This window comes from Marinilactibacillus sp. Marseille-P9653 (assembly GCF_916618885.1).
In the GTDB taxonomy this organism is placed as follows: Bacteria; Bacillota; Bacilli; order Lactobacillales; family Carnobacteriaceae_A; genus Marinilactibacillus.
Window position 1 is genome coordinate 249,717 of the sequence record NZ_CAKAKH010000002.1, and the last position, 22,368, is coordinate 272,084.

General features: G+C 40.0%; 39 protein-coding genes. All 39 read right to left on the reverse strand.

Translation table 11 applies throughout. The features are described 5' to 3' along the window. Positions 1-322: 322 nt before the first annotated feature. The 39 genes from LG377_RS11685 to rpsJ all read right to left on the reverse strand — a co-directional run bounded on the left by LG377_RS11685 (position 323) and on the right by rpsJ (position 22,341). A complete protein-coding gene (locus tag LG377_RS11685) occupies positions 323-610 on the reverse strand; it encodes a YkvA family protein (RefSeq protein ID WP_225744897.1) in 288 nt (95 codons plus the stop codon). Positions 611-825: 215 nt separating this feature from the next. Next, a complete protein-coding gene (locus LG377_RS11690) occupies positions 826-1,674 on the reverse strand; it encodes an MBL fold metallo-hydrolase (protein WP_225744898.1) in 849 nt (282 codons plus the stop codon). Between the two features lie 321 nt (positions 1,675-1,995). After that, a complete protein-coding gene (locus LG377_RS11695) occupies positions 1,996-2,340 on the reverse strand; it encodes a hypothetical protein (protein ID WP_225744899.1) in 345 nt (114 codons plus the stop codon). Between the two features lie 245 nt (positions 2,341-2,585). Beyond that, positions 2,586-3,338, reverse strand: a complete 753-nt coding sequence (locus tag LG377_RS11700) for a mechanosensitive ion channel family protein (protein ID WP_225744900.1) — start codon at positions 3,336-3,338, stop codon at positions 2,586-2,588. A gap of 3 nt (positions 3,339-3,341) precedes the next feature. Next, positions 3,342-3,488 (reverse strand): hypothetical protein, encoded by a 147-nt coding sequence (locus LG377_RS11705; RefSeq protein WP_225744901.1) that lies wholly within the window; start codon positions 3,486-3,488, stop codon positions 3,342-3,344. Between the two features lie 91 nt (positions 3,489-3,579). After that, the gene (locus tag LG377_RS11710) at positions 3,580-4,308 is read right to left on the reverse strand and encodes a nucleoside/nucleotide kinase family protein (RefSeq protein ID WP_225744902.1); all 729 of its coding nucleotides are present in this window, start codon (positions 4,306-4,308) and stop codon (positions 3,580-3,582) included. Positions 4,309-4,338: 30 nt separating this feature from the next. Beyond that, positions 4,339-5,094, reverse strand: coding sequence for a tRNA pseudouridine(38-40) synthase TruA (gene truA, locus LG377_RS11715; protein WP_225744903.1), 756 nt, complete (start codon positions 5,092-5,094; stop codon positions 4,339-4,341). A gap of 69 nt (positions 5,095-5,163) precedes the next feature. Further along, positions 5,164-5,961 carry an energy-coupling factor transporter transmembrane protein EcfT gene (locus LG377_RS11720; RefSeq protein ID WP_225744904.1) on the reverse strand — a complete coding sequence of 266 codons (798 nt, stop codon included), beginning with the start codon at positions 5,959-5,961 and terminating at the stop codon, positions 5,164-5,166. Continuing rightward, the gene (locus LG377_RS11725; RefSeq protein ID WP_225744905.1) at positions 5,958-6,833 is read right to left on the reverse strand and encodes an energy-coupling factor ABC transporter ATP-binding protein; all 876 of its coding nucleotides are present in this window, start codon (positions 6,831-6,833) and stop codon (positions 5,958-5,960) included. Before LG377_RS11725 ends, LG377_RS11720 begins: the two co-directional genes overlap by 4 nt. Beyond that, entirely contained in the window at positions 6,809-7,648 is an 840-nt protein-coding gene (locus LG377_RS11730; RefSeq protein ID WP_225744906.1) for an energy-coupling factor ABC transporter ATP-binding protein, read from the reverse strand. The genes LG377_RS11725 and LG377_RS11730 overlap by 25 nt, the downstream gene beginning before the upstream one ends. 379 nt (positions 7,649-8,027) lie before the next feature. Continuing rightward, the gene (gene rplQ / locus LG377_RS11735; protein ID WP_225744907.1) at positions 8,028-8,447 is read right to left on the reverse strand and encodes a 50S ribosomal protein L17; all 420 of its coding nucleotides are present in this window, start codon (positions 8,445-8,447) and stop codon (positions 8,028-8,030) included. A 27-nt stretch (positions 8,448-8,474) separates the two neighbouring features. Then, complete coding sequence (locus LG377_RS11740) at positions 8,475-9,419, reverse strand: DNA-directed RNA polymerase subunit alpha (protein ID WP_225744908.1); 945 nt, start codon at positions 9,417-9,419, stop codon at positions 8,475-8,477. 61 nt (positions 9,420-9,480) lie between these two features. Further along, complete coding sequence (gene rpsK, locus LG377_RS11745) at positions 9,481-9,882, reverse strand: 30S ribosomal protein S11 (RefSeq protein ID WP_225744909.1); 402 nt, start codon at positions 9,880-9,882, stop codon at positions 9,481-9,483. A gap of 29 nt (positions 9,883-9,911) precedes the next feature. Then, entirely contained in the window at positions 9,912-10,277 is a 366-nt protein-coding gene (gene rpsM, locus LG377_RS11750) for a 30S ribosomal protein S13 (protein WP_220727144.1), read from the reverse strand. A gap of 21 nt (positions 10,278-10,298) precedes the next feature. Beyond that, positions 10,299-10,412 (reverse strand): 50S ribosomal protein L36, encoded by a 114-nt coding sequence (gene rpmJ, locus LG377_RS11755; RefSeq protein WP_034299928.1) that lies wholly within the window; start codon positions 10,410-10,412, stop codon positions 10,299-10,301. Between the two features lie 35 nt (positions 10,413-10,447). Then, entirely contained in the window at positions 10,448-10,666 is a 219-nt protein-coding gene (gene infA, locus LG377_RS11760) for a translation initiation factor IF-1 (protein WP_072693455.1), read from the reverse strand. 166 nt (positions 10,667-10,832) lie between these two features. After that, a complete protein-coding gene (locus tag LG377_RS11765) occupies positions 10,833-11,477 on the reverse strand; it encodes an adenylate kinase (protein WP_225744910.1) in 645 nt (214 codons plus the stop codon). Positions 11,478-11,609: 132 nt separating this feature from the next. Beyond that, entirely contained in the window at positions 11,610-12,905 is a 1,296-nt protein-coding gene (gene secY / locus LG377_RS11770) for a preprotein translocase subunit SecY (protein ID WP_225744911.1), read from the reverse strand. Between the two features lie 3 nt (positions 12,906-12,908). Beyond that, positions 12,909-13,349, reverse strand: coding sequence for a 50S ribosomal protein L15 (rplO, locus tag LG377_RS11775; protein WP_225744912.1), 441 nt, complete (start codon positions 13,347-13,349; stop codon positions 12,909-12,911). A gap of 36 nt (positions 13,350-13,385) precedes the next feature. Continuing rightward, positions 13,386-13,565 (reverse strand): 50S ribosomal protein L30, encoded by a 180-nt coding sequence (rpmD, locus tag LG377_RS11780; protein ID WP_208559770.1) that lies wholly within the window; start codon positions 13,563-13,565, stop codon positions 13,386-13,388. Between the two features lie 14 nt (positions 13,566-13,579). Continuing rightward, positions 13,580-14,083: a 30S ribosomal protein S5 gene (gene rpsE / locus LG377_RS11785; protein ID WP_225744913.1), complete on the reverse strand. Its 504-nt coding sequence runs from the start codon at positions 14,081-14,083 to the stop codon at positions 13,580-13,582. A gap of 22 nt (positions 14,084-14,105) precedes the next feature. Then, a complete protein-coding gene (gene rplR, locus LG377_RS11790) occupies positions 14,106-14,471 on the reverse strand; it encodes a 50S ribosomal protein L18 (RefSeq protein WP_305067568.1) in 366 nt (121 codons plus the stop codon). Positions 14,472-14,676: 205 nt separating this feature from the next. After that, complete coding sequence (gene rplF, locus LG377_RS11795; RefSeq protein ID WP_225744915.1) at positions 14,677-15,213, reverse strand: 50S ribosomal protein L6; 537 nt, start codon at positions 15,211-15,213, stop codon at positions 14,677-14,679. A 31-nt stretch (positions 15,214-15,244) separates the two neighbouring features. Continuing rightward, complete coding sequence (gene rpsH / locus LG377_RS11800) at positions 15,245-15,643, reverse strand: 30S ribosomal protein S8 (RefSeq protein ID WP_225744916.1); 399 nt, start codon at positions 15,641-15,643, stop codon at positions 15,245-15,247. Between the two features lie 35 nt (positions 15,644-15,678). Further along, positions 15,679-15,864 (reverse strand): type Z 30S ribosomal protein S14, encoded by a 186-nt coding sequence (locus tag LG377_RS11805; protein ID WP_208559775.1) that lies wholly within the window; start codon positions 15,862-15,864, stop codon positions 15,679-15,681. 33 nt (positions 15,865-15,897) lie between these two features. Further along, positions 15,898-16,437: a 50S ribosomal protein L5 gene (gene rplE, locus LG377_RS11810; protein ID WP_225744917.1), complete on the reverse strand. Its 540-nt coding sequence runs from the start codon at positions 16,435-16,437 to the stop codon at positions 15,898-15,900. 27 nt (positions 16,438-16,464) lie between these two features. Next, a complete protein-coding gene (gene rplX / locus LG377_RS11815) occupies positions 16,465-16,770 on the reverse strand; it encodes a 50S ribosomal protein L24 (protein ID WP_225744918.1) in 306 nt (101 codons plus the stop codon). A 34-nt stretch (positions 16,771-16,804) separates the two neighbouring features. Then, on the reverse strand, positions 16,805-17,173 hold the full coding sequence (rplN, locus tag LG377_RS11820; protein ID WP_225744919.1) for a 50S ribosomal protein L14: 369 nt from the start codon (positions 17,171-17,173) through the stop codon (positions 16,805-16,807). Between the two features lie 77 nt (positions 17,174-17,250). After that, on the reverse strand, positions 17,251-17,514 hold the full coding sequence (rpsQ, locus tag LG377_RS11825; RefSeq protein WP_225744920.1) for a 30S ribosomal protein S17: 264 nt from the start codon (positions 17,512-17,514) through the stop codon (positions 17,251-17,253). Positions 17,515-17,548: 34 nt separating this feature from the next. Next, positions 17,549-17,743 (reverse strand): 50S ribosomal protein L29, encoded by a 195-nt coding sequence (gene rpmC, locus LG377_RS11830; protein ID WP_208559780.1) that lies wholly within the window; start codon positions 17,741-17,743, stop codon positions 17,549-17,551. After that, positions 17,733-18,164, reverse strand: a complete 432-nt coding sequence (gene rplP / locus LG377_RS11835) for a 50S ribosomal protein L16 (RefSeq protein ID WP_225744921.1) — start codon at positions 18,162-18,164, stop codon at positions 17,733-17,735. The genes rpmC and rplP overlap by 11 nt, the downstream gene beginning before the upstream one ends. Before the next feature lie 3 nt (positions 18,165-18,167). Next, a complete protein-coding gene (rpsC, locus tag LG377_RS11840) occupies positions 18,168-18,824 on the reverse strand; it encodes a 30S ribosomal protein S3 (RefSeq protein ID WP_225744922.1) in 657 nt (218 codons plus the stop codon). Between the two features lie 3 nt (positions 18,825-18,827). Further along, positions 18,828-19,184: a 50S ribosomal protein L22 gene (gene rplV, locus LG377_RS11845; protein WP_208559786.1), complete on the reverse strand. Its 357-nt coding sequence runs from the start codon at positions 19,182-19,184 to the stop codon at positions 18,828-18,830. A gap of 21 nt (positions 19,185-19,205) precedes the next feature. After that, complete coding sequence (gene rpsS / locus LG377_RS11850; RefSeq protein ID WP_225744923.1) at positions 19,206-19,481, reverse strand: 30S ribosomal protein S19; 276 nt, start codon at positions 19,479-19,481, stop codon at positions 19,206-19,208. 53 nt (positions 19,482-19,534) lie between these two features. Then, complete coding sequence (rplB, locus tag LG377_RS11855; protein ID WP_225744924.1) at positions 19,535-20,365, reverse strand: 50S ribosomal protein L2; 831 nt, start codon at positions 20,363-20,365, stop codon at positions 19,535-19,537. A 53-nt stretch (positions 20,366-20,418) separates the two neighbouring features. Beyond that, complete coding sequence (rplW, locus tag LG377_RS11860) at positions 20,419-20,712, reverse strand: 50S ribosomal protein L23 (RefSeq protein WP_225744925.1); 294 nt, start codon at positions 20,710-20,712, stop codon at positions 20,419-20,421. Then, a complete protein-coding gene (gene rplD / locus LG377_RS11865) occupies positions 20,712-21,335 on the reverse strand; it encodes a 50S ribosomal protein L4 (RefSeq protein ID WP_225744926.1) in 624 nt (207 codons plus the stop codon). The genes rplW and rplD overlap by 1 nt, the downstream gene beginning before the upstream one ends. Positions 21,336-21,361: 26 nt before the next feature. Beyond that, the gene (rplC, locus tag LG377_RS11870) at positions 21,362-22,000 is read right to left on the reverse strand and encodes a 50S ribosomal protein L3 (protein ID WP_225744927.1); all 639 of its coding nucleotides are present in this window, start codon (positions 21,998-22,000) and stop codon (positions 21,362-21,364) included. A 32-nt stretch (positions 22,001-22,032) separates the two neighbouring features. Continuing rightward, positions 22,033-22,341 carry a 30S ribosomal protein S10 gene (rpsJ, locus tag LG377_RS11875; protein WP_072693478.1) on the reverse strand — a complete coding sequence of 103 codons (309 nt, stop codon included), beginning with the start codon at positions 22,339-22,341 and terminating at the stop codon, positions 22,033-22,035. Positions 22,342-22,368 lie beyond the last annotated feature (27 nt).

Here is a 22,368-nt window from a genome sequence, read left to right on the forward strand (position 1 = left end):
CTTGACCTCCATAAATTCATTTTCGATTTCAGTTATTGTGATTTCAATCTTGCTCTAATGTATTTAGTCTTGTGAATAGTACCAGAACTTTCTTGATCAGAGCTTCGTTTTGTTTGTGACCTAACAAGTTTCCGGGGCTTATCATGGTGGCAAACAATACCATTTAACATAATACCGCGAATGGATAGATAAGTCAACTCCATATCAATCTTTTTCCAATAAAATTGTCAAAGTTTTAGTAGATAGATTATTGAGCACCTATAGATAAAAAAAAGAAGCCCTTTCTCCAATAGAAAAGACTTCTTTCATAGTCTACAAGTCGTTATGAATCAAATCGTTCTGCTTCGTTTTCTGCACGTTCAACGATACTCTTCTGATTTTTTGAAAGGACTCTTTCTGCGATGATTAATAAAATCGGAATCAGAATATCATCTGCATATCCTACCACCGGAATAAAATCTGGAACTATATCGATGGGACTGATGATATAAAGGAGAATCCCGAGTACGATCCATTTCTTTCTTTTTTCTATTTTCGTATCAAATAATGAAGTTACCAGAGGTTTGATCTGTGTCATGGGCGTCATTCTTTGTTTTTTAAAACGTTTCATTTATCAACACTCCATTTTATATTTTTTTCTTGGTTCTCATTTCCAATTTTTTTCGCACCATCTTAGTATAAAATGTCGCCGTTGATATTAAATCAGTCTTAAGTATGATTTTTCAAGGGCATACTTATTGAGCATTTTTAGTTTCCTTTATTTATCCAATCTATTCAGGCATAAAAAAAGGAACAGGATTAACCCCTGCTCCTTGATTACTTTGTTTAATATTTTTCTGTATCCTCTACGAACTTGCCATGACTCGGTAGCGCTTCTTCTTCCCAATGATCAACTAGATTTTTTAATCCGTCAGTCAATTTTTGTCCACTCATTGGATGTCCATGTCCTGTCACGGCATGCTCTGGTCTGAGATCTTTCAATTTAATAACTGATTCCTTAGCAGCCGTCCAGTCCGGTGTTAAATAGCGCGGCGGTCCGCTGACGATTTCTTTCTGGGTCAAAACATCATACAAATTTTCTTGTTTGGTCGTGACAAACGCATCAGCTGCAATTAAAAAGCTGTCTCTTTCTCTAAATAAAGCGACTTGCCCTTCAGTATGCCCTGGTACTGAGAGCCATCTGAATTCCGGCAAAAACGGTACGGTTCCATCTTTCGGCAACGATTGAATTCGGTCATCTAATTCAATAGGATCTGTCGGGAAGAATTTAGATGTTTTTAAAACTAATCCGCCTTCTGCCTGATAATCTGGTTCAGGGTAACTTTTTTTACCGGTTAGGTAAGGCAGTTCCTGTTCAGCTGCATATACTGGTGCACCCCATTTCTCAATCAAATCAATAACCGTTCCAACATGATCAAAATGTCCATGAGTCAGTATAATCGCTTTAGGCTTTGCATCAGACCCGAACCGTTCTTGAGCTGCTTCAATGATTTTGTCGGAGCGACCATACATACCTGTGTCCACAATGACAAATGAGTCTTCTTTTGGATCTCCAATAAAAAGCACATTAACGATTTGATCGACATAGACATAGACGTCAGGTAAGAATTCTGTCCCTTTTCCAGAATCTTTACTGTAAACCGGAATCTTTTTATAATCCTCTCCATACTTCATTGATAAGCTCTCCTTTTAGATTTTAATATCCTCCTTGTATCTTACTAAACAGGTTCTTTCTTAAACTAGACGAATTTGTTTGAGTACACACTTTCTTCTCAAACGATTTAGTTCATTCTATTAAAAAAATCATAGGCTTCTCCTATACCCTTCGAGTATACTAACGATATACATAAAATCAAATGATTGCTTTTACAGAATGGCGTTTAATCATGCATAAACCTTTCAAACGCTCTTTCACTACTATGTTTATTCTGGCAATACTTCTAGTGATGTTTTCTTTCGTAAATATTTATTCTCGCTATTACAAAGTCAATCAGATCAATTAGTCTCTTGCCGCTGTCGCTTACGCTTTGCTTGATGTTCGTGCACAAATAAATGAATTACACCCAAAATAAAAACAAGTAGAAATACCAATGATGACCACCCGTCACCCGATATCCCGAATCTGTCAATGAGTACTCCGCTCTGAAAGAGTAGTGTGCCAGCTGCGATCACTAATAAAAAGGAATTCAATAAAAGATACGTCTCTGATTTAACTTTATTCTTTAAAAACACACTGTACAGCAGATTGAATCCCACTACTGCTGCTAGTAAGATCAAGACAATACCAAGCTCTGACAGATTGCTATTGCTACTCGTTGACATCCCTATAAGCATTTTCATCTTTGAACCACCTTTAACAAATTTATGATACATACAGTATATATCACTTTAATAAAAATGGTAGTGTCCAATCCTACAGAGTTTAAGTTCTTACAAGTACACCGAAAAAAGAAATATTGTTTCTGTTTTTATGGTGCAAAAGTATAGAACGGGTCATTTAACGAAGCCTAAAAAAGCGACCTAGAAGCTGCGGATTTCTCGCCTCCCAAATCGCTTTATTTATATTCTGTGACCGAAACTTGAGACTAGCTATTTCGGTCTTCTTTAGGTGTTTCCTCATGAACAATTTCAAATGTCTCAGAAGCGAGTTCAATTCTATCTTCATATTCTCCAAAACGCTCAAGAATCGACATAAAAATATGATCTCTGCTAATCCGTCTCTTTCTTGTATCTACAATGTACCGCAAACTTAATGTGATCCAGTTATCATCAAAAGAAATAAAGACTTGTGGCTCAAGTGAAGCATTTTCGATACGGTATCTACGCTTCATATTTCCCCAGTCTTCCTCGGCCTTAGCGTTGTAGGTTCCAATTTCTTTTTCCGCTATCTCTAACACCAGTTTTCTAGCGAGTTTGATATCTGACTTGAAGCGAATGAGAATATGAATTTCATCCCATAAGAACTTGAAATCAGCAGTATAGTTGTAGACGGGAGACGTGAAGATATAACTGTTGGCTACTCGAACAATTCGTCCAGTATACTGATCTCCTTCTACCCACTCACCCATTTCCATCAAAGTTGTCCGCAAAAGACCGATATCGACAACATCACCTTTGGTTCCGCCCAGCAGTACACGATCTCCTGTTTTAAAGAAATCACCGAACATAATCGCAAACCATCCGGCAAAACTCACGATGACTTCTCTTAACGCATACGTAATCCCCGCTCCAGCAAGCCCTATCGCTGTCGTAAATCCACTAAGATCCGTTCCAAATATATAAACAAAAGCAATAACCAATATGGCATTGGTCAACCATTTAGCTACTTTTCGAGTCACATACTAGTTCTCTGATTCATTGAATCGTTTGTATAACCGATTCAATGCAAATTTTCTGATTATTAATAGACACACGATGATCACTGCAAAGATTAGGATGTTAGCAATCAATGGATAAGCTTCGGCATATTGATTGATCCATTCTCTCATAGTAAGATTCCTTTCCGATCACTTAGACTCGTTCTTTTTCACTACTATGGTAACAGGTTAACGTCTCTAAAGTCTCATGAAAGCTCTCTACTTACCCCTTTAGCGTGCCATCTTTTTGCATCCGCCAGTATATATCTGGTTCACTGTGATGCTTTAGCACTCTTCTCACATTCTTTTGATCGCTGTTTTTATAGAAGGCAACTGCGGCTTCTTTACCCAATCCACCCATCATTTTCCGCTGGATTAAGCGTGGTTCCAGTACGGCTTCTCTTGCCTTTATAAATATCGATAAATCTGCTAATTGTTTTAGGTCCCGCCAGCCTGGTTCATCCAGAAGCAGCCAATTCCCTTCGATAAGCACAATATCAGCATCCACGCTCAAATGCTCAAAACTGACGTCATGTAGCTTTCTGTCATAGATCGGCCACTTAATCACTTCAGACTGTTTAAGCAATGACAGCGACTTTTTGAGTGATTTCAGATCAAATGACTCTGGACTACCTTTAACCTCTTTTAAAAATACGTCTACTCCATCTATCAAAATCGTGTGCTCGGCTAAATAAGCACCGTCAAAATGAAACCCGTCAATAGAAATTGATTGAAAGGTAAAAGGATAAGCTCGATCTTTATGTAGTTTTTCCAGATACTGACTCACCGTTGTCTTCCCTGTTCCAGGAGGTGCCGCCAAATAAACGACAATCCGCCTATCTTTCTTTTCTCTTAAAGCCACAAGTTGATTTAGTAAAGGCAATAGCACATCTTTTTGTTCACTAGTTGTATACTGTACATCGACTTCAAGACCATTGATCTTCATTTTCATTGCCTCGTACTCCCTTTCTACTAGATTCGTTCAGGCTTCGTAGTAAACTTCCATCATACATAAACCTTTTGGGGCAACGGTTGGTCCTGCGACTGTACGGTCCTTCGCTTCAAGGATTTTAGGGATATCCTCTACCGGTCTTCTACCATCCGCAACTTGCAGGACCGTTCCGACAATAATCCGAATCATATTGTAGAGAAAGCCATTTCCACGGAACGTAAAGACCCATTCCTCCGTCCGCTCATCGATTTCAACACTTGCTTCATAAATGGTTCTGGTTTTGTCTTCCTTATCTGACTGGGCAGAAGCAAAACTCGTAAAATCGTGCGTTCCTTCTAAGTACTTCAAGGCTTGCTGTGTCCGCTCCAGATTCATTTCAAAAGGATGGTGATGCGCGTATAAGCGTGTAAATGGATCTTCCAGTTTATGATTGTCTACACGGTACTGATACGTTTTCCCCTTAGCCAGATACTGAGAATGAAACTGATCATCAACGATATCCGACTCAAATACTACGATATCATCTGGACTCAGTGCATTCAATGCACGCAGCATCCCTTCAGCTGGAATAGCTTTTGGATAGTCGAAATGAATGACTTGTCCTCTAGCATGGACCCCTGCATCGGTTCTTCCGGCTCCTTTGATGCGAATGAAAGTCCCTTTAGACATGGTGTTCAGCGCCTTTTCAATTTCTCCCTGCACCGTTCTTTTATTTGGCTGCACTTGAAACCCTGAAAAATGTGTACCATCATAGGCCAGTTTTAGTCTGTATCTTGTATTTTCCAAATCCAACAGCTTCCTTTACTTTTCTATACAGAAAAAGGATAAAGACCTTCATCCTTATCCTTTCCCACCTTAAGTTCTAAATAATATCAAAACAACAACAAGCAAGCCAATTGTGCCCATAGCAAGCGAGTCTTTTGTCTGCCAGTTCAATTGACGGTACTTTGTACGCCCTTCGCCACCCTTGTATCCTCTAGCCTCCATCGCTGTTGCAAGTTCCTCAGCGCGGTTAAATGAGCTCACAAATAGCGGGATCAGCAACGGTACGATTGATTTCATTTGTTGATAGATACTGCCTTCACCAAAATCAATTCCACGTGCGCGCTGTGCATTCATGATCTTCTCTGTCTCATCCATCAGTGTCGGTACGAAACGTAAGGCAATCGACAACATCAGTGCAATCTCATGAACAGGAACACCGACTTTACCAAAAGGTCTCAATAGATACTCAATCGCATCTGATAAAGATAAGGGCATCGTCGTTAATGTCAGTAATGTCGACATAAAGATGATCAATACAAATCTCATAAAGATGAATCCACCATTGATCAGACCTTCTTGAGACAAGATAATCGGTCCCCATCTAAAGAAGATCGTCTGCCCACTCGTAAAGAGTACCTGCAAGATCACAGTAAACAGAATCAGCCATAAAAGCGGCTTGATACCATTGATAAAGAACTTCAGAGAAATCTGCGACAAACTAACAGCCAAGCCTACGAAAATAGCCAGCGCCAGATAAGTCCAAAGATTATTGGCCAGAAAGATGATAATGATGAAAAACATCGCACTCATCAACTTCGTTCTAGGATCTAATCGGTGGATCAGTGAATCGCCGGGAATATACCGACCGAAAATCAGTTTATCCATCACAGCTCTTCACCATCATTTCCATCTAATTTCTCTTTGATTTGAGCAGCGAGTTCATCTGTCGTCATCGGTAGTGACTCAAATGTCCAGCCGAAGCGAGATTCTAGTTGATGCGTAAACGCAACCGTAGATGGTACCCCAAGCTGCATACTCGTCAACCACTCAGACTCTTTAAACAGCTCTCTAGGCGATCCTTCTTTTTTAACGGTTCCTTTTTCAAGCACGACCATATGATCCGCGTATTGCGCTACATCGTCCATCTGATGCGTGACCAGAACAATCGTCAGCCCCTGCGTCTTATACAAATTATAAAACATATCCATCACTTCTTTACGTCCCTGAGGATCCAGGCCAGCAGTCGGCTCATCTAAAACCAGAACTTCAGGCTCTAACGCCAGCACACCAGCAATTGCTACCCGGCGCATCTGTCCGCCAGATAAATCAAAGGGCGAGCGTTCCATAAAACTTTCATTTAAACCTACTTGAGGTAGAAGCACTCGTGCGCGTTCAATGGCCTCTTCTTCACTAACCCCGAAATTCTTTGGGCCGAAGGCAATGTCTTTTGCAATCGTCTCTTCAAATAACTGAGCCTCGGGAAACTGAAACACGATTCCTACCTTTTTACGCAAAGCTTTCAACCCTTTATTATCGGTCGTTGGCGTAACAACTCTATCCCCGATGGTAATGGATCCTTCAGTTGGTTTCTTCAACGCATTCAGGTGCTGAAGCACTGTCGATTTTCCACTACCGGTATGACCGACTAATGCAGTAAAACTTCCATCATTTATAGACAGATTGATATCGTACAAAGCACGGCTTTGAAAAGGTGTCCCTTTCTGATACGTATAGCCTACTTCTTCAAACCGTATGTCCATAACCAGTCCACCATGCCTTCCTCCGTTAGATAATCTGTCGGTACTGTAATTCCAATGTCTTTAAGAGAAGACTTCAGTTTTTCCGGAAACGGAAGATCCAGTCCCATCTCAATCAGCTGATCTCCATAAGAAAAAATCTCTTCTGGAGTACCTTCTTTGATCAATTCTCCAGCTTTCATCACCAGAATACGATTAGCAGATGCTGCCTCATCAATATCATGTGTAATAGAAATCACTGTTAAATTCTCTTTTTCTTTCACTTCTTTAACTGTTCTTAGCACTTCATCGCGTCCCTTAGGATCCAGCATACTTGTCGCTTCATCTAATATCATAATATCCGGACGTAAAGCCACAATCCCAGCAATCGCTACACGCTGTTTCTGCCCCCCAGAAAGACGAGCCGGCTCACGTTCAGCAAACTCCAGCATATTGACCTTGTCTAATGCGTCCAGTACACGTTCGACCATCTCTTCTCTAGGAACACCTAGATTTTCTAATCCAAAGGCAACATCATCCTGGACAGTCGATCCAACAAACTGATTATCTGGATTTTGAAAGACCATACCAACCATTTCACGAATCGACCAGATATTCTGCTCATTTAATTCCAGATTGCCCACAAGGACATCTCCACTCATCGGTTCAATCAATCCATTGATCGTCTTCGCAAGTGTCGACTTACCAGAACCGTTCGGCCCAATGACCGCAATCCATTCACCTTTACCAATGGTAAATGATACATCATTTAAAGCATTTTGAGTCTGTTCATCGGTATATTTATATGAAATATGATTTATTTTTATGATTTCACTCATTGTTTTAACCTCTATCTTTGAGTAGTGAGTTCGAGTTAAGTTAAACTCTTTTAATATCAGACACACTTGATTATTATACCTTATTTAAAGGTGTCTTGACAGACTTCGACGTTATAAGGATAACAAAAATCGGTGATTCAAACAAACCTAGTTCCTGATTCTATGTATGAATATAGATCTGTCCGTACTATGTAAGTCTACAGAAGCGCACTTTTAAAAAAGAATATAAAAAAAACACTTTAAACGATATATGGTCCTCCCAAAGGCACACGTCCTAAGGGAGAAACTTGAGCTAGACACTTGGAAACAAGTTCCATCATCATAACGCCCATCATACATCCAAAAGTGAATTTGGTTTAATTCTTTTTTATGAATTAAATTAAGCTTCTTCTGCTTCAGTTTCAGCAGTTTCTGCTTTAACCACGAATTCTAAGATAGCCATTGGAGCGCCATCTCCTCTACGAGGTTCTGTTTTTAAAACACGAGTATATCCACCGTTACGCTCAGCGAAACGAGGAGCTAAATCATTAAACAATTTTTGTAAAACTGTTTGTACTACGATTTCTTCATCAGTTTCTGAAACAGTTGCTAATTCATTACGAACAAACGCTGCTGCTTGACGACGCGCGTGCAAGTCTCCACGTTTACCCAAAGTAACCATTTTATCAGTCATTTTAGATACTTCTTTTGCACGAGTTTCAGTCGTAGTGATACGCTCGTTAATAATTAAGTCAGACGTTAGATCACGTAGCAATGCTTTACGTTGAGAACTAGTGCGTCCTAATTTACGATAGCCCATTAGTCGAAACCCTCCTTAACTACAAGATTATTCTTCTTCGCGTAAGCCTAAATCAAGCTCACCCAGTTTATATTTTACTTCTTCCAGTGATTTACGTCCTAAGTTACGAACCTTCATCATTTCTGGTTCTGTTTTATTTGTCAGCTCTTGAACAGTATTAATACCAGCGCGCTTCAAACAGTTGTAAGAACGTACAGATAAGTCAAGCTCTTCGATAGTCATCTCAAGCATTTTTTCCATCTGAGTTTCTTCTTTTTCAACCATAATTTCAGCTTCGCGAGCTTCTTCTGTCAAGTTAACAAAGATATTTAAATGTTCTGTCATGATTTTCGCCGCTAAACTCACGCCATCCTCAGGTGAGATCGATCCATCAGTCCATACGTCAAGCGTTAACTTGTCGAACTGGTTTTTCTCTCCTACACGAGTATCTTCTACATGATAATTCACACGGCTGATTGGGGTATAAATCGAATCAACCGGCAGTACACCAATTGGCATATCTTCATGTTTGTTGTGTTCAGCGCGAACATATCCTCTACCTTTTTGAGCTTCCATACGAGCATGTAAATGTCCGCCTTCGGAAACTGTACAAATGTAAAGGTCTGGGTTCATTATTTCAACATCACTGTCATAAATAATGTCAGCTGCTGTTACAGTTGCTGGTCCTTCAACATCTATTTCAATCGTTTTCGTTTCATCAGAATACAACTTAAGTGCAAGTTTTTTCAAGTTCAAGATGATGGCAGTCACATCTTCTACTACCCCATCGATCGCTGTGAATTCATGTAAAACACTATCGATCTGAATGTTTGTGACGGCAGCACCTGGTAAGGATGATAAAAGAATTCTACGTAAAGAGTTCCCTAGAGTTGTACCATAGCCACGTTCAAGTGGTTCTACAATAAACTTACCGAATTTTCCATCCTCACTGATCTCAACTGTCTCTATTACCGGTTTTTCAATTTCGATCATCTAGTCGTTTACCCCTTTCAAAACGTTCAGTTCACGCAATATTTTTTAAATGTCACTACTATTAAACGCGACGGCGTTTTGGAGGACGACATCCGTTGTGTGGTACCGGAGTTACGTCACGAATTGCAGTTACGTCTAAACCTGTTGCTTGTAATGAACGAATTGCAGCTTCACGACCAGAACCAGGTCCTTTAACAGTAACCTCAACTGATTTCATGCCATTTTCCATTGAGCCTTTTGCAGCTGCTTCTGCAGCCATTTGAGCAGCAAATGGAGTTGATTTCTTAGAACCTCTGAATCCTAAAGATCCTGCTGAAGACCATGAAATTGCATTACCATGAACATCAGTAATCATTACGATTGTGTTGTTGAATGTTGAACGGATGTGAGCCACTCCGTGTTCAATATTCTTTTTAGCTCTTTTTTTACGAGAACGTGCTGCGGGTCTATTTGCTTTAGCCATACGTATATTGACCTCCTAACTTTAGGTAATTATTTTTTCTTCCCAGCGATTGCTACTGCTTTACCCTTACGAGTACGAGCGTTGTTTTTAGTGTTTTGTCCACGAACTGGCAAACCACGACGGTGACGAATACCACGGTATGATCCGATTTCAATCAAACGTTTAATGTTTTGGTTTACTTCACGACGAAGGTCACCTTCAATTTTAAGTTTGTCTACTTCAGCACGGATCGCGTCCAATTGATCATTTGTCAATTCACGTACGCGAGTTTCTTCTGGAACACCTGCAGCTTCTAAAATACCTTTAGAAGTTGTTTTACCAATACCATAAATATAAGTTAATGAAATTACCACATGTTTATCACGTGGAATATCTACTCCTGCTACACGAGCCATATATGAGCACCTCCTCTTTTATTAACCTTGACGTTGCTTGTGTTTAGGATTCTCGCAGATAACCATTACACGGCCGTTACGACGAATCACTTTACATTTGTCACACATTTTTTTGACTGATGGTCTTACTTTCATGAAACTTTCCCTCCTTGGTTTTACGGAGTCTTAAGTTATTTGAATCGATACGTAATGCGTCCACGAGTTAGATCATATGGAGACATTTCAACAGTTACTTTATCTCCAGGTAGAATACGGATATAATTCATACGAATTTTGCCCGAAACATGTGCTAGAATTTCGTGACCATTTTCAAGTTCAACTTTAAAACTTGCATTTGGCAGGGTTTCTAGTACTTTTCCTTCAATCTCAATAACATCGTCTTTTGCCATGTCGAGTTTCCTCCTTCAATGACTCTCTTTTGTACGCATGAAATTGTGAGGGCAGACTGCTCTCACATTTTCTTGATTATAAATGTTTTGTTTAACCGTCATGCCAACACGACGCTCGAAATATTATACCACGCAAAAAAAGCTGTTGCAAGCTCTTTTTATATGACTATTTCAAAATATTTCGAATATCTTCAAATACAGAATCCGGATTTTGTTCTCCGTTGATATTTCTTACGATTCCTTCTTCTTCGTAATATGCAGCAAGTTCTTTTGTCTGTGCTTCATTTACTTCGATACGTCTTTCAACAGTCTCTGGTTTATCATCTTCACGCTGATAAAAATCATGACCGCCACATTGATCACATGTTCCTTCAACCTTCGTTGAGTTGAACAGTTTGTGATACGTTGCTCCGCAATTAGAGCAGATGAAGCGACCGGTTAGACGTTCCATTAGGATATCTCTGTCGACTTTGATGTACAACACATTATCCAAGGTACGACCAGAGCTGCTAAGTGCTTTTTTCAAAGCATCTGCTTGATTCAACGTACGCGGGTAGCCATCCAATAAGAATCCGTTCTGAGCATCTGCTTCTTCAAGACGCTCTTTCACGATACCATTGGTAACTTCGTCAGGTACGAGGTCTCCAGCATCTATAAACTTTTTAGCTTCCTTACCTAAGGGTGTTTCGTTTTTCATCGCTGCACGGAACATATCGCCTGTGGATATATGAGGTATCCCGTAGGTTTCTGTAATACGTGAAGCTTGAGTTCCTTTCCCTGCGCCTGGAAGGCCTAAAAGAATCAGATTCATGGTTGTTTCCTCCTTGACTAATTCCTAACTTTTTCATTCTTAGGAAAAAAAGATCGATTTACCCATCGATGAGGCTATAAATACCTATGGGGCAAATCGTCTATTTTCGTACAAAGGATAAAAGATTCAACTTTATCTTTGAATAAATCCTTGATAGCTTTTTTTACTGAGTAGTCCTTCTAGTTGTCTCATTGAATCCAGTGCTACACCGACTACGATTAGTAGACTTGTACCACCAAGAGCAAGTGAGCTAGGAAGATTCCAAAGCGCTGAAGCTATTATAGGAAGTATAGATATGACGCCTAAATACAAAGCACCAACCGTGCTCAGTCTGATCAACATGTATCCAAGATATTCTTCCGTGGCTTTACCAGGACGAATACTAGGGATATAACCATTTTGTTTCTGAAGATTTTCAGCAGCTTTTTCAGGATTTACCTGAATAAACGCATAGAAATACGTGAATATGACGATCAACAGAAGATACAAAGCAGCTCCAGCTGGTTCTTGTAGATTGAATATACCATTCAAGAATTTGAACCATCCAGCATTTTGATGACTTGAGGCAAAATATCCTAGGATAATCTGAGGAGTTGATAAGAATGAACTCGCAAAGATAACCGGGATAACACCTGCTGAGTTGACTTTAAGCGGCAATACTGCACCGTCTTTTGTTTCACTTGCACGTTTAGAATAACGTACAGGTATATTGCGTTTAGCATTCTCCATATAGGTTACAGCGATAACGAGCACGATCATAGCTATGATTACTCCAAGAGTAAACAAGAGACTTTGAACGATTTCATCACCAGCATTACGGATTTGAATATTGTAGAATTGAACCATATCTTCTGGAAGACGTGCAACGATACCTGAGAAAATGATCAGCGATGTTCCGTTTCCGAAACCATGCACTGTAATCATTTCACCCAGCCACATTACAAGCATCGTTCCTGCAGTCAGCATAATTGCGATAGCAATGTATGTTGACGGTCCTGGATTGTTTACCAATCCAAATTCAGTCAATGCATTGAACCCGTAAGAGATCCCCATAGCTTGGAAGAAAGCTAATACAATTGTTAAATAGCGAGTTACCTGATTAAGCTTCTTTCTACCAACTTCTCCTTGTTCTGCCCATTCCTTGAATTTCGGAAGGACATCCATTTGAAGAAGCTGAACCACGATCGAAGCCGTGATGTATGGTGAAACACCTAGAGCGAAAACTGAGTAACTCCCTAAGGCTCCCCCACCGAATGTATCCAACAAGTTAAACAAACCTGTTGAAGACAAATCGTTAAGTGCATTTGCATTTACGCCAGGGACCGTTATATGGGTACCTAAACGAAATACAACTAAAATTCCAAGAGTGAACAACACTCGTGTTCGAACATCTTTTTCTTTAATAGCACCTTTAATCAGCTCGATCATAAATTAGATCACCTCTACTGATCCACCGGCAGCTTCAATCGCTTCTTTCGCAGCAGTTGAAAACTTGTGTGCTTTAACAGTAAGTTTGCGATCAACGTTTCCTTTCGCCAATACTTTCACACCGGATTTTTTGTTTTTAACAACACCTGTTTCAATCAATAATTCTGGAGTTACTTCTGTATCTGCGTCAAAACGATTCAATGAATCTAAGTTAACGATCGCGAATTCTTTACGGTTGTAGTTTGTGAACCCACGTTTTGGTAATGTTTGGAATAATGGAGTTTGTCCACCTTCGAACCCTAGACGAGTTCCACCACCTGAACGAGCTTTTTGTCCTTTTTGACCACGACCTGATGTTTTACCATTACCAGAAGACGAACCACGTCCAACACGATTACGTGTTTTACGAGAACCTTCTGCAGGTTTTAATTCATGAAGTTTCATAAATCTTGGCACCTCCTTTAGTTAAACTTAGACTTACTAAACTTCTTTTACGTCAATTAAATGAGCGATTTTCTTGATTGCGCCTCTGACTGCATCATTATCTGGTCTTACAACAGAAGAGTTTGTTTTTCTAAGACCTAAAGATTTAACTACCTGATGTTGGTTTTGAGGACGACCAATTAAACTACGCTTTAAAGTAATTTCTAGATTTGCCATTGTGTCATCCCTCCTTATCCAAGTAATTCTTCTACAGATTTGCCACGAAGTTTTGCAACTTCTTCAGCGCGTTTTAATTGACTAATACCATCGATAGTTGCACGAACCATGTTGATTGGAGAACTAGATCCAACTGATTTAGATGAAACATCTTGTACACCAGCTAATTCCAGTACGGCACGAACAGGTCCACCAGCAGAAATCCCAGAACCGGCTACGGCTGGTTTCATGATGATATTTCCGCCACCGTGGCGTCCGATAACTTCGTGAGGTAATGTAGTTCCGACCATTGGTACTTCTACAAGGTTAGTTTTAGCTGCTTCAATCGCTTTACGGATTGCTTCAGGAACTTCTTGTGCTTTACCAGTACCGAATCCTACATGTCCATTTTTGTCTCCAACGACTACTAGCGCTGCGAAACGTAGACGACGTCCACCTTTAACAACTTTAGTTACGCGGTTAATTTCTACTACGCGATCTTCAATGTCTAATTTTGCTGCATCAATATGAGTTGTCATGTACCTTAACTCCTCCTTTACTCTAGAATGTTAGTCCGTTTTCGCGAGCTGCGTCAGCTAATGCTTTAACGCGCCCGTGATATTGATATCCACCACGATCAAATACTACTTCTGTAACGTTTTTCTCACTTGCACGTTCAGCTACTAATTTTCCAACAGATGCTGCTAAAGCAACTTTAGAATCTCCTGAAACATTAGTATCCAAAGTAGATGCACTTGCGAGCGTTACACCCTCTACGTCATCAATTACTTGAGCATAGATGTGTTTATTAGAACGGAATACGTTCAAACGTGGGCGCGCTGCAGTACCAGAAAGATTTCTACGGACACGTTTGTGTCTTTTTTGGCGTAACTTATTTTTATCTGGTTTTGTAATCACAATTGTCACCTCTTCATAGTTAATTACTCAGTTCAAATTGAGTATTGTGTTCTTCAGGTCAACGCAAAGTTAAGTCGAACGATTTAATGACTGATGTCAGCTAACTGACACAGAAATACGTCGGAATAGTTTCAAACCGAGCAGTAAGATCATACGCAGGGTATGATCTGCAACTGATTTTAGACATTCCAAGTTTATGTTCGACTTGAATGCATTATTTACCTGTTTTACCTTCTTTACGACGAACTTGCTCGCCTTGGTAACGAATTCCTTTACCTTTATATGGCTCAGGGGGACGAATAGCTCTAATGTTTGCAGCTAATGCGCCAACTTTTTCTTTGTTAGCACCTTTAACTACTACAGTAGTATTTGATGGAACTTCAACAGTTAAGCCTTCGATTTCTTCGAATTCAACTGTGTGTGAAAGACCAACGTTTAATACTAATGTTTTACCTTGCAATTGTGCACGGTAACCAACACCGATTAACTCAAGTGTTTTCTGGAATCCTTCAGTAACACCTTCTACCATGTTGTTCACGACAGCGCGTGTAGTTCCATGGATAGTACGGCTTCCTTTAGATTCATCAGGTCTTGTAAATGTCATTACGTTATCTTCAATGTTAATTGAAATAACTGGGCTTAATGTACGTGATAACTCGCCATTTTTACCTTTAACTGTGATTTCTGTTCCGTTAAGGTCGATTTCTACACCTTCTGGAATAGTAATAGGTTTATTTCCGATACGACTCAAAGTACGGCACCTCCTTCATTCTTTATGTTTATTACCAAACGTACGCGAGGACTTCTCCACCGATGTTTTTAGAACGAGCAGTTTTATCAGTTACAACGCCTTCAGACGTAGAAACAAGCGCAACTCCTAAACCGTTCAATACTTTTGGCATTTCTTCTGCTTTTACGTAGACACGTAATCCTGGTTTTGAAATACGTTTCAAGCCAGTAATAACGCGTTCGTCATTTTGACCATATTTCAAGAAAATGCGGACGATTCCTTGTTTGTCATCTTCCACGAATTCGATATCTTTTACGAATCCTTCATTTTTCAGGATTTGGGCCATACCTTTTTTAATGTTTGAAGCAGGAATTTCTACTTTCGTATGACGAGCATTATTAGCATTACGTACACGAGTCAAGAAATCTGCGATAGGATCTGTCATGACCATTCGTTATATCCTCCTTTGTGACAAGTTTTCTATTTTTACCAGCTTGCTTTTTTCAAGCCTGGAATTTGTCCTTTATAAGCTAGCTCACGCAAGCAAATACGGCACAATTTAAATTGTTGATATACTGAATGTGGGCGTCCACAACGTTCACAACGAGTATACTCACGAGTCGAAAACTTGGCTGGTTTTTTATTCTTTTGAATCATCGATTTTTTAGCCATTTCTACATTTTCCCTCCTAATAAGGTGTCGTGGTTATTTTTGGAACGGCATTCCCAATTGTCCAAGTAATTCACGAGCTTCTTCATCTGTATTAGCCGTTGTAACGATAACGATGTCCATTCCGCGAACTTTATCAACATCATCATAGTCGATCTCTGGGAAGATCAGTTGCTCTTTAACACCTAGCGTGTAGTTTCCACGTCCGTCGAAAGCATTTTTGCTAACTCCACGGAAGTCACGTACACGAGGTAGAGAAACAGTTACTAATTTGTCCAAGAAATCATACATACGTTCACCACGTAAAGTTACTTTAGTACCAATTGGCATACCTTCACGTAAACGAAAAGCAGCGATAGATTTTTTAGCATGAGTAACAATTGGTTTCTGTCCTGAAATAAGCGTTAATTCTTCTACAGCTTTGTCTAGATTTTTAGTATTTGATACAGCGTCACCAACACCGATGTTTAAGACGATTTTGTCTACAACTGGTGCTTGCATAACTGAATTATACTCAAATTTTTCAACTAATGATGGACGTACATCATTAAGATATTTATCTTTAAGGCGTGTCATTTATGAATGCCCTCCTTCCCTACTATATTAAAGTGTTTCGCCTGATTTCTTAGCGTAACGTACTTTCTTACCATCTTCGAATTTATATCCTACTCTTGTAGGTTCATCTGTTTTAGGATCAATCAATTGAACGTTAGATACGTGAATAGGCGCTTCAATCTCGACTATTCCGCCTTCTTGGCCCATACCTGTAGGACGGGTATGTTTCTTCATGATATTGATACCTTCAACGATTACTTTGTTTTGCTTTGGTAAAGCAGTTTTGATCGTACCTTGCTTACCTTTGTCTTTACCAGCTAAAATTTTAACTTTATCTCCTGATTTTACAAACATTCTCTAGCGCACCTCCTTATGACATTTGTCGGAATTAAAGAACTTCCGGAGCTAACGAAACAATTCTCATAAAGTCATTCTCACGCAATTCACGAGCAACTGGTCCGAAGATACGTGTTCCACGTGGTGCTTTGTCTTCACGAATAATAACACAAGCATTTTCGTCAAATTTAATATATGAACCGTCTGAACGACGAGCTCCTGATTTTGTACGAACGATAACCGCACGAACAACTTCACCTTTTTTAACAACGCCGCCTGGTGTTGCATGTTTAACAGTTACAACTACTTCGTCTCCGATATTAGCAGTCTTTGCACCTGATCCGCCTAATACTTTAATTACAAGTACTTCGCGTGCACCAGAGTTGTCAGCAACTTTCATTCGACTTTCTGTTTGAATCACGTTAGGATCCTCCTTTCAAACTCACGAAGATATATTCTTCGCTGCGTAGCCTGTTAGGCTAGCACTACATTTTATTTCTATAATACTATTGCTTCTTCAACCACATCTAGTAAACGGAATCGTTTATCTTTAGATAATGGACGAGTTTCCATGATACTAACGATATCGCCTGTTTTAGCAACATTGTTTTCGTCATGAGCTTTGAATTTTGTTGAATATTTCATACGTTTTTGGTATTTTTGGTGTTGTTTTTGCGTAGAAATTTCTACAACGATAGTTTTATCCATCTTGTCAGAAACAACTCTACCTTGATACACTTTACGGTTATTACGTTCAGCCATTTTCCAGCCTCCTTTGAATACAGATCAGGCACGATTACTTAACTAATTCAGCTTGACGCAAAACTGTTTTGACACGTGCGATGTTTTTACGGACATCTTTGATGCGCGATGTGTTTTCTAGTTGTCCTGTTGCTAACTGAAAGCGCAAGTTGAATAATTCTTCTTTGTACTCTGCTTCTTTTTCAATTAATTCAGTAGTGGATAAGCCTTTTAATTCATTAGCCTTCATGTGAGTCACCACTTTCTTCACGAGTTACTACCTTAGTTTTAACGGGTAGTTTGTGTGAAGCTAAACGCAATGCTTCGCGGGCTACTTCTTCAGATACGCCACCGATTTCAAACATGATTTTACCACGTTTTACGGGTGCTACCCAGCCCTCAGGAGCTCCTTTACCGGAACCCATACGTACACCAATTGCTTTAGCTGTCACCGGTTTGTGAGGGAAGATTTTAATCCATACTTTCCCACCACGTTTCATGTAACGTGTCATAGCGATACGAGCAGACTCTATCTGACGACTTGTGATCCAAGTTGAGTCAACTGCTTGTAAGCCGTATTGACCGTAAGCAATTTCTTTTCCACCTTTCGCTTCTCCTCGCATTTTACCACGGAATTCACGACGGTGTTTTACACGTTTTGGTACTAACATTGATTATTTTCCTCCTTTCATGTTCTGAGTCTTTCCTGGAAGAACTTCTCCTTTGTAAATCCATACTTTTACGCCGATTTTACCGTAAGTTGTATCTGCTTCTTCGTTAGCAAAATCGATATCAGCACGGATAGTGTGCAATGGAACTGTTCCTTCAGAAAAGCTTTCGTTACGGGCCATGTCTGCCCCATTTAAACGACCTGAAACCATAGTACGGATTCCTTTAGCGCCAGAACGCATTGTACGTTGAATTGCTTGTTTCTGAGCACGACGGAATGAGATACGGTTTTCAAGTTGTTCAGCGATACTTTTAGCTACCAAAGTAGCATCCATATCAGGTCTTTTAATTTCAACAATATTGACGTGAACACGTTTGCCAGTCATACTGTTTAATTTATTTCTTAATGAGTCAACTTCTGATCCACCTTTACCAATTACCATACCTGGTTTAGCAGTATGAATTGACAAGTTGATTCTGTTTGCAGCACGTTCGATTTCAACACGTGAAACTGAAGCAGTGCTTAATTTTTCTGCAATATATTCACGAACAGCTAAGTCTTCTAGCAATGTGTCCGCAAAGTCTTTTTCTGCATACCATTTAGCGTCCCAATCACGGATGACGCCAACACGCATACCATTAGGGTTTATTTTTTGTCCCACAGATTACCCCTCCTTCTTCTCTGATACCACTACTGTAATGTGGCTAGTACGTTTGTTGATTCTTGAAGCTGCACCTTTTGCGCGCGGACGGAATCTTTTTAAAGTAGCTCCTTCGTTGACATAGGCTTCACTTACAAATAATTCTTCTATATCCATATCATAATTATGCTCAGCGTTCGCAATTGCTGACATTAAAACTTTTTCTACCTCTTCAGATGCTCCGCGGTTAGTGAAGCGAAGGATAGAAATAGCTTCTGCAGCACTTTTACCACGAATAGTATCGACTACTAATCTAGCTTTACGAGGTGCAATACGAACTGTACGAGCAGTTGCTTTTGCGGCTGTTACTGTTTCTGCCATGGAAATTTCCTCCCTTCGCTATTAACGTTTAGTTGTGCGATCATCTTTACCGTGTCCACGGTATGTTCTTGTTGGTGCGAATTCACCAAGTTTGTGACCAACCATGTCCTCTTGAACATAAACTGGCACGTGTTTTCTTCCATCATATACGGCAATGGTGTGACCTACAAAGTTCGGGAAGATCGTTGAGCGACGTGACCATGTTTTGATAACACGTTTGTTGTCTTCACCAAGTTCACGAACTTTTTTCATCAAATGAGCATCGACGAAAGGTCCCTTTTTCAAACTACGGCTCATGTATTGCCCTCCTTCCAGGATAAATCCTGAATTTTCTTCATTTAAGTTTTAAATTATTTTTTACGACGACGAACGATAAGTTTATCTGAACGATTCTTACCATTACGTGTTTTCTTACCAAGAGTAGGTTTACCCCATGGAGTCATTGGACTTGGACGTCCGATTGGAGCTTTACCTTCACCACCACCGTGTGGGTGATCATTCGGGTTCATTACAGATCCACGAACTGAAGGACGTTTGCCTTTCCAACGGTTACGACCGGCTTTACCAATGTTAATTAATTCGTGTTGTTCGTTACCAACTGAACCAAGTGTTGCACGGCAGCTAGCAAGAATCAGACGGCTTTCTCCAGATCTCAAACGTACTAATACGTATTTTCCTTCTTTACCAAGGATTTGAGCAGAAGTTCCAGCTGAACGAGCTAATTGTCCACCTTTACCAGGTTTCAACTCGATGTTGTGGATAACAGAACCAACAGGAATGTTTGCTAGTGGAAGTGCATTACCAACTTTGATATCTACATCTTCACCAGACATAATGCTTTGTCCAACTTCGATACCTTTAGGAGCTAAAATGTAAGTTTTAACACCATCTTCGTATTGGATCAATGAAATGTTTGCTGAGCGGTTTGGATCATACTCAACTGTTTTTACAATACCGCGAACGCCATCTTTTTGACGTTTGAAATCAATTATACGGTATCTTTGCTTGTGGCCGCCGCCTTGATGACGGACAGTGATTCTACCTTTATTGTTACGTCCAGCACGTTTTGGGCTTGGAGCTAGCAAAGTTTTTTCTGGTGTGCTAGTTGTGATTTCAGCGAAATCTGACCCAGTCATGTTACGACGTCCGTTTGTGGTAGGTTTGTACTTTTTAATCGCCACGCAAATTCCCTCCTTGTAATAATCATATACCTTACTTTTTCAGAAGTAAGTGCTTATTCGTTTTCTTCTCCGAAGATAGTAATATCATTCGACTCAGTCGTTAAAGTAACGATCGCTTTACGACGTTTTTTAGTATAGCCCATGTAACGACCCATACGTTTTGGTTTTGGAGCAGTATTTATGATGTTTACTTTTTTAACTTTAACATCGAAGATTTCTTCGATTGCTTGTTTTACTGTAGTTTTCTTAGCGCGAACATCTACTTCGAATGTGTACTTTTTATCGTCCATAGCATTCATAGAAGCTTCAGTGATGATCGGGCGTAAAATTACGTCACGTGCATTCATTATTGAAGTGCCTCCTCTACTTTTTCCAGAGCAGCCTTCGTTAAGATGAGCTTGTCATGAGCAACTACGTCCAGTACAGATACGTTGTTTGGTGCAACAACTTTTACCCCTGGAAGGTTGCGAGCTGACAGCGCTGCAAATTCATTGTCGTTTTCCAACACTACTAAGACCTTTTTGCCAGCATCTAAGTTTGTTAGAACAGCTCTGAACTCTTTAGTTTTTGGTGCGTCAAAGTTCAAACCATCTACTACGACTAACTCTTGATCTGTTACTTTAGTTGAAAGTACTGATCTAATCGCTAAACGACGAACTTTTTTCGGTAATTTATAGCCATATGAACGTGGTGTTGGTCCGAAGACTACTCCACCTCCACGCCATTGTGGTGAACGGATAGACCCTTGACGAGCACGTCCAGTTCCTTTTTGACGCCACGGTTTACGTCCACCGCCTCGTACTGCACTACGGTTTTTAACCGCGTGTGTTCCTTGTCTTAAAGAAGCGCGTTGCATGGTAATTGCATCAAATACGACACTTTCGTTTGGTTCGATACCAAAGACTGCATCATTTAATGTTACTTCACCATTTTGCGTTCCATCTTGTTTGTATAACGCTACAGTTGGCATTCTGCTTGTCCTCCCTTCCTAATCTATTACTTGTTTCCTGCTTTAAGTGCAGATTGGATTTGAATAAGTGATTTTTTAGCTCCTGGTACATTACCTTTAATTAATAATACGTTACGCTCAGCGTCAACACGTACAATTTCAAGGTTTTGAACAGTTACTGTGTCCCCACCCATACGTCCTGCTAATTTCTTACCAGGGAATACGCGTGATGGATCAGATGCGCCACCCATTGAACCAGGACGACGGTGATAACGAGATCCGTGAGTTTCAGGCCCACGTGATTGTCCGTGGCGTTTGATAACACCTTGGAATCCTTTACCTTTTGAAGTCCCAGTAACATCCACAATGTCGCCTTCTGCGAATGTTGCTACTGTAATTTCGTTTCCTACTTCGACGTCTCCAAGCTCAGCATCTCGTAATTCTCTAATGAAGCGCTTAGGAGTCGTGTTAGCTTTCTTAACATGACCTTGTGCCGGTTTGTTTGATAGTACTTCGCGTTTGTCGTCGAATCCTAATTGAACTGAGTTATAACCGTCAGTTGCCATTGTTTTAACTTGTAAAACTACGTTAGGAGCTGCTTCGATTACTGTTACAGGAACTAATTCTCCTGTTTCGCTAAAGATTTGTGTCATTCCGACTTTTTTACCTAAGATTCCTTTGGTCATGAGTACACCTCCGTTATATGATTTTTTTAGTATTATAATTTGATTTCGATGTCCACACCTGATGGTAAGTCTAGCTTAGTTAAAGCATCAACTGTTTTCGGTGTTGGGTTCACGATGTCGATTAGACGTTTGTGTGTGCGCATTTCGAATTGCTCACGTGAATCTTTGTATTTATGCGGTGAACGGATAATTGTATACAATTTACGTTCTGTAGGTAATGGAATTGGACCTGAAACAGTTGCCCCAGTTCTTTTTGCCGTTTCTACAATTTTGTCAGCAGATTGATCAAGCACACGGTGTTCATATGCTTTCAAACGAATACGAATCTTTTGTTTTGCCATGTTTTTCCCTCCTTCGCTTATTTAAAA

Excerpts from the sequence above, each read along its gene's own strand:
- rpmD (WP_208559770.1), bottom strand. The coding sequence starts at position 13,565 with ATGGCAAATCTAGAAATTACTTTAAAGCGTAGTTTAATTGGTCGTCCT.
- rpmC (WP_208559780.1), bottom strand. The coding sequence starts at position 17,743 with ATGAAGGCTAATGAATTAAAAGGCTTATCCACTACTGAATTAATTGAA.
- LG377_RS11710 (WP_225744902.1), bottom strand. The coding sequence starts at position 4,308 with ATGAAAATGAAGATCAATGGTCTTGAAGTCGATGTACAGTATACAACT.
- rplD (WP_225744926.1), bottom strand. The coding sequence starts at position 21,335 with ATGCCAACTGTAGCGTTATACAAACAAGATGGAACGCAAAATGGTGAA.
- LG377_RS11740 (WP_225744908.1), bottom strand. The coding sequence starts at position 9,419 with ATGATCGAAATTGAAAAACCGGTAATAGAGACAGTTGAGATCAGTGAG.
- rpsM (WP_220727144.1), bottom strand. The coding sequence starts at position 10,277 with ATGGCTCGTGTAGCAGGAGTAGATATTCCACGTGATAAACATGTGGTA.
- LG377_RS11690 (WP_225744898.1), bottom strand. The coding sequence starts at position 1,674 with ATGAAGTATGGAGAGGATTATAAAAAGATTCCGGTTTACAGTAAAGAT.
- rpsJ (WP_072693478.1), bottom strand. The coding sequence starts at position 22,341 with ATGGCAAAACAAAAGATTCGTATTCGTTTGAAAGCATATGAACACCGT.
- rplC (WP_225744927.1), bottom strand. The coding sequence starts at position 22,000 with ATGACCAAAGGAATCTTAGGTAAAAAAGTCGGAATGACACAAATCTTT.
- rplX (WP_225744918.1), bottom strand. The coding sequence starts at position 16,770 with ATGTTTGTAAAATCAGGAGATAAAGTTAAAATTTTAGCTGGTAAAGAC.
- rplQ (WP_225744907.1), bottom strand. The coding sequence starts at position 8,447 with ATGGGCTATCGTAAATTAGGACGCACTAGTTCTCAACGTAAAGCATTG.
- infA (WP_072693455.1), bottom strand. The coding sequence starts at position 10,666 with ATGGCAAAAGACGATGTTATTGAGATTGAAGGAAAAGTACTAGAAACC.
- rplE (WP_225744917.1), bottom strand. The coding sequence starts at position 16,437 with ATGACACGCCTTAAAGATAAATATCTTAATGATGTACGTCCATCATTA.
- LG377_RS11730 (WP_225744906.1), bottom strand. The coding sequence starts at position 7,648 with ATGAGTGAAATCATAAAAATAAATCATATTTCATATAAATATACCGAT.
- LG377_RS11705 (WP_225744901.1), bottom strand. The coding sequence starts at position 3,488 with ATGAGAGAATGGATCAATCAATATGCCGAAGCTTATCCATTGATTGCT.
- LG377_RS11805 (WP_208559775.1), bottom strand. The coding sequence starts at position 15,864 with ATGGCTAAAAAATCGATGATTCAAAAGAATAAAAAACCAGCCAAGTTT.
- rpsE (WP_225744913.1), bottom strand. The coding sequence starts at position 14,083 with ATGACAACTCATATTGATGCAGCAAAATTAGACATTGAAGATCGCGTA.
- LG377_RS11685 (WP_225744897.1), bottom strand. The coding sequence starts at position 610 with ATGAAACGTTTTAAAAAACAAAGAATGACGCCCATGACACAGATCAAA.
- LG377_RS11695 (WP_225744899.1), bottom strand. The coding sequence starts at position 2,340 with ATGAAAATGCTTATAGGGATGTCAACGAGTAGCAATAGCAATCTGTCA.
- rplP (WP_225744921.1), bottom strand. The coding sequence starts at position 18,164 with ATGTTAGTACCAAAACGTGTAAAACACCGTCGTGAATTCCGTGGTAAA.
- LG377_RS11765 (WP_225744910.1), bottom strand. The coding sequence starts at position 11,477 with ATGAATCTGATTCTTTTAGGCCTTCCAGGCGCAGGGAAAGGAACTCAA.
- rpsH (WP_225744916.1), bottom strand. The coding sequence starts at position 15,643 with ATGGTCATGACAGATCCTATCGCAGATTTCTTGACTCGTGTACGTAAT.
- rpsQ (WP_225744920.1), bottom strand. The coding sequence starts at position 17,514 with ATGGCTGAACGTAATAACCGTAAAGTGTATCAAGGTAGAGTTGTTTCT.
- rpsK (WP_225744909.1), bottom strand. The coding sequence starts at position 9,882 with ATGGCTAAAGCAAATAGACCCGCAGCACGTTCTCGTAAAAAAAGAGCT.
- rpmJ (WP_034299928.1), bottom strand. The coding sequence starts at position 10,412 with ATGAAAGTAAGACCATCAGTCAAAAAAATGTGTGACAAATGTAAAGTG.
- rplO (WP_225744912.1), bottom strand. The coding sequence starts at position 13,349 with ATGAAACTTCATGAATTAAAACCTGCAGAAGGTTCTCGTAAAACACGT.
- rplW (WP_225744925.1), bottom strand. The coding sequence starts at position 20,712 with ATGAATGCACGTGACGTAATTTTACGCCCGATCATCACTGAAGCTTCT.
- rplV (WP_208559786.1), bottom strand. The coding sequence starts at position 19,184 with ATGGCAGAAACAGTAACAGCCGCAAAAGCAACTGCTCGTACAGTTCGT.
- rpsS (WP_225744923.1), bottom strand. The coding sequence starts at position 19,481 with ATGAGCCGTAGTTTGAAAAAGGGACCTTTCGTCGATGCTCATTTGATG.
- secY (WP_225744911.1), bottom strand. The coding sequence starts at position 12,905 with ATGATCGAGCTGATTAAAGGTGCTATTAAAGAAAAAGATGTTCGAACA.
- LG377_RS11725 (WP_225744905.1), bottom strand. The coding sequence starts at position 6,833 with ATGGACATACGGTTTGAAGAAGTAGGCTATACGTATCAGAAAGGGACA.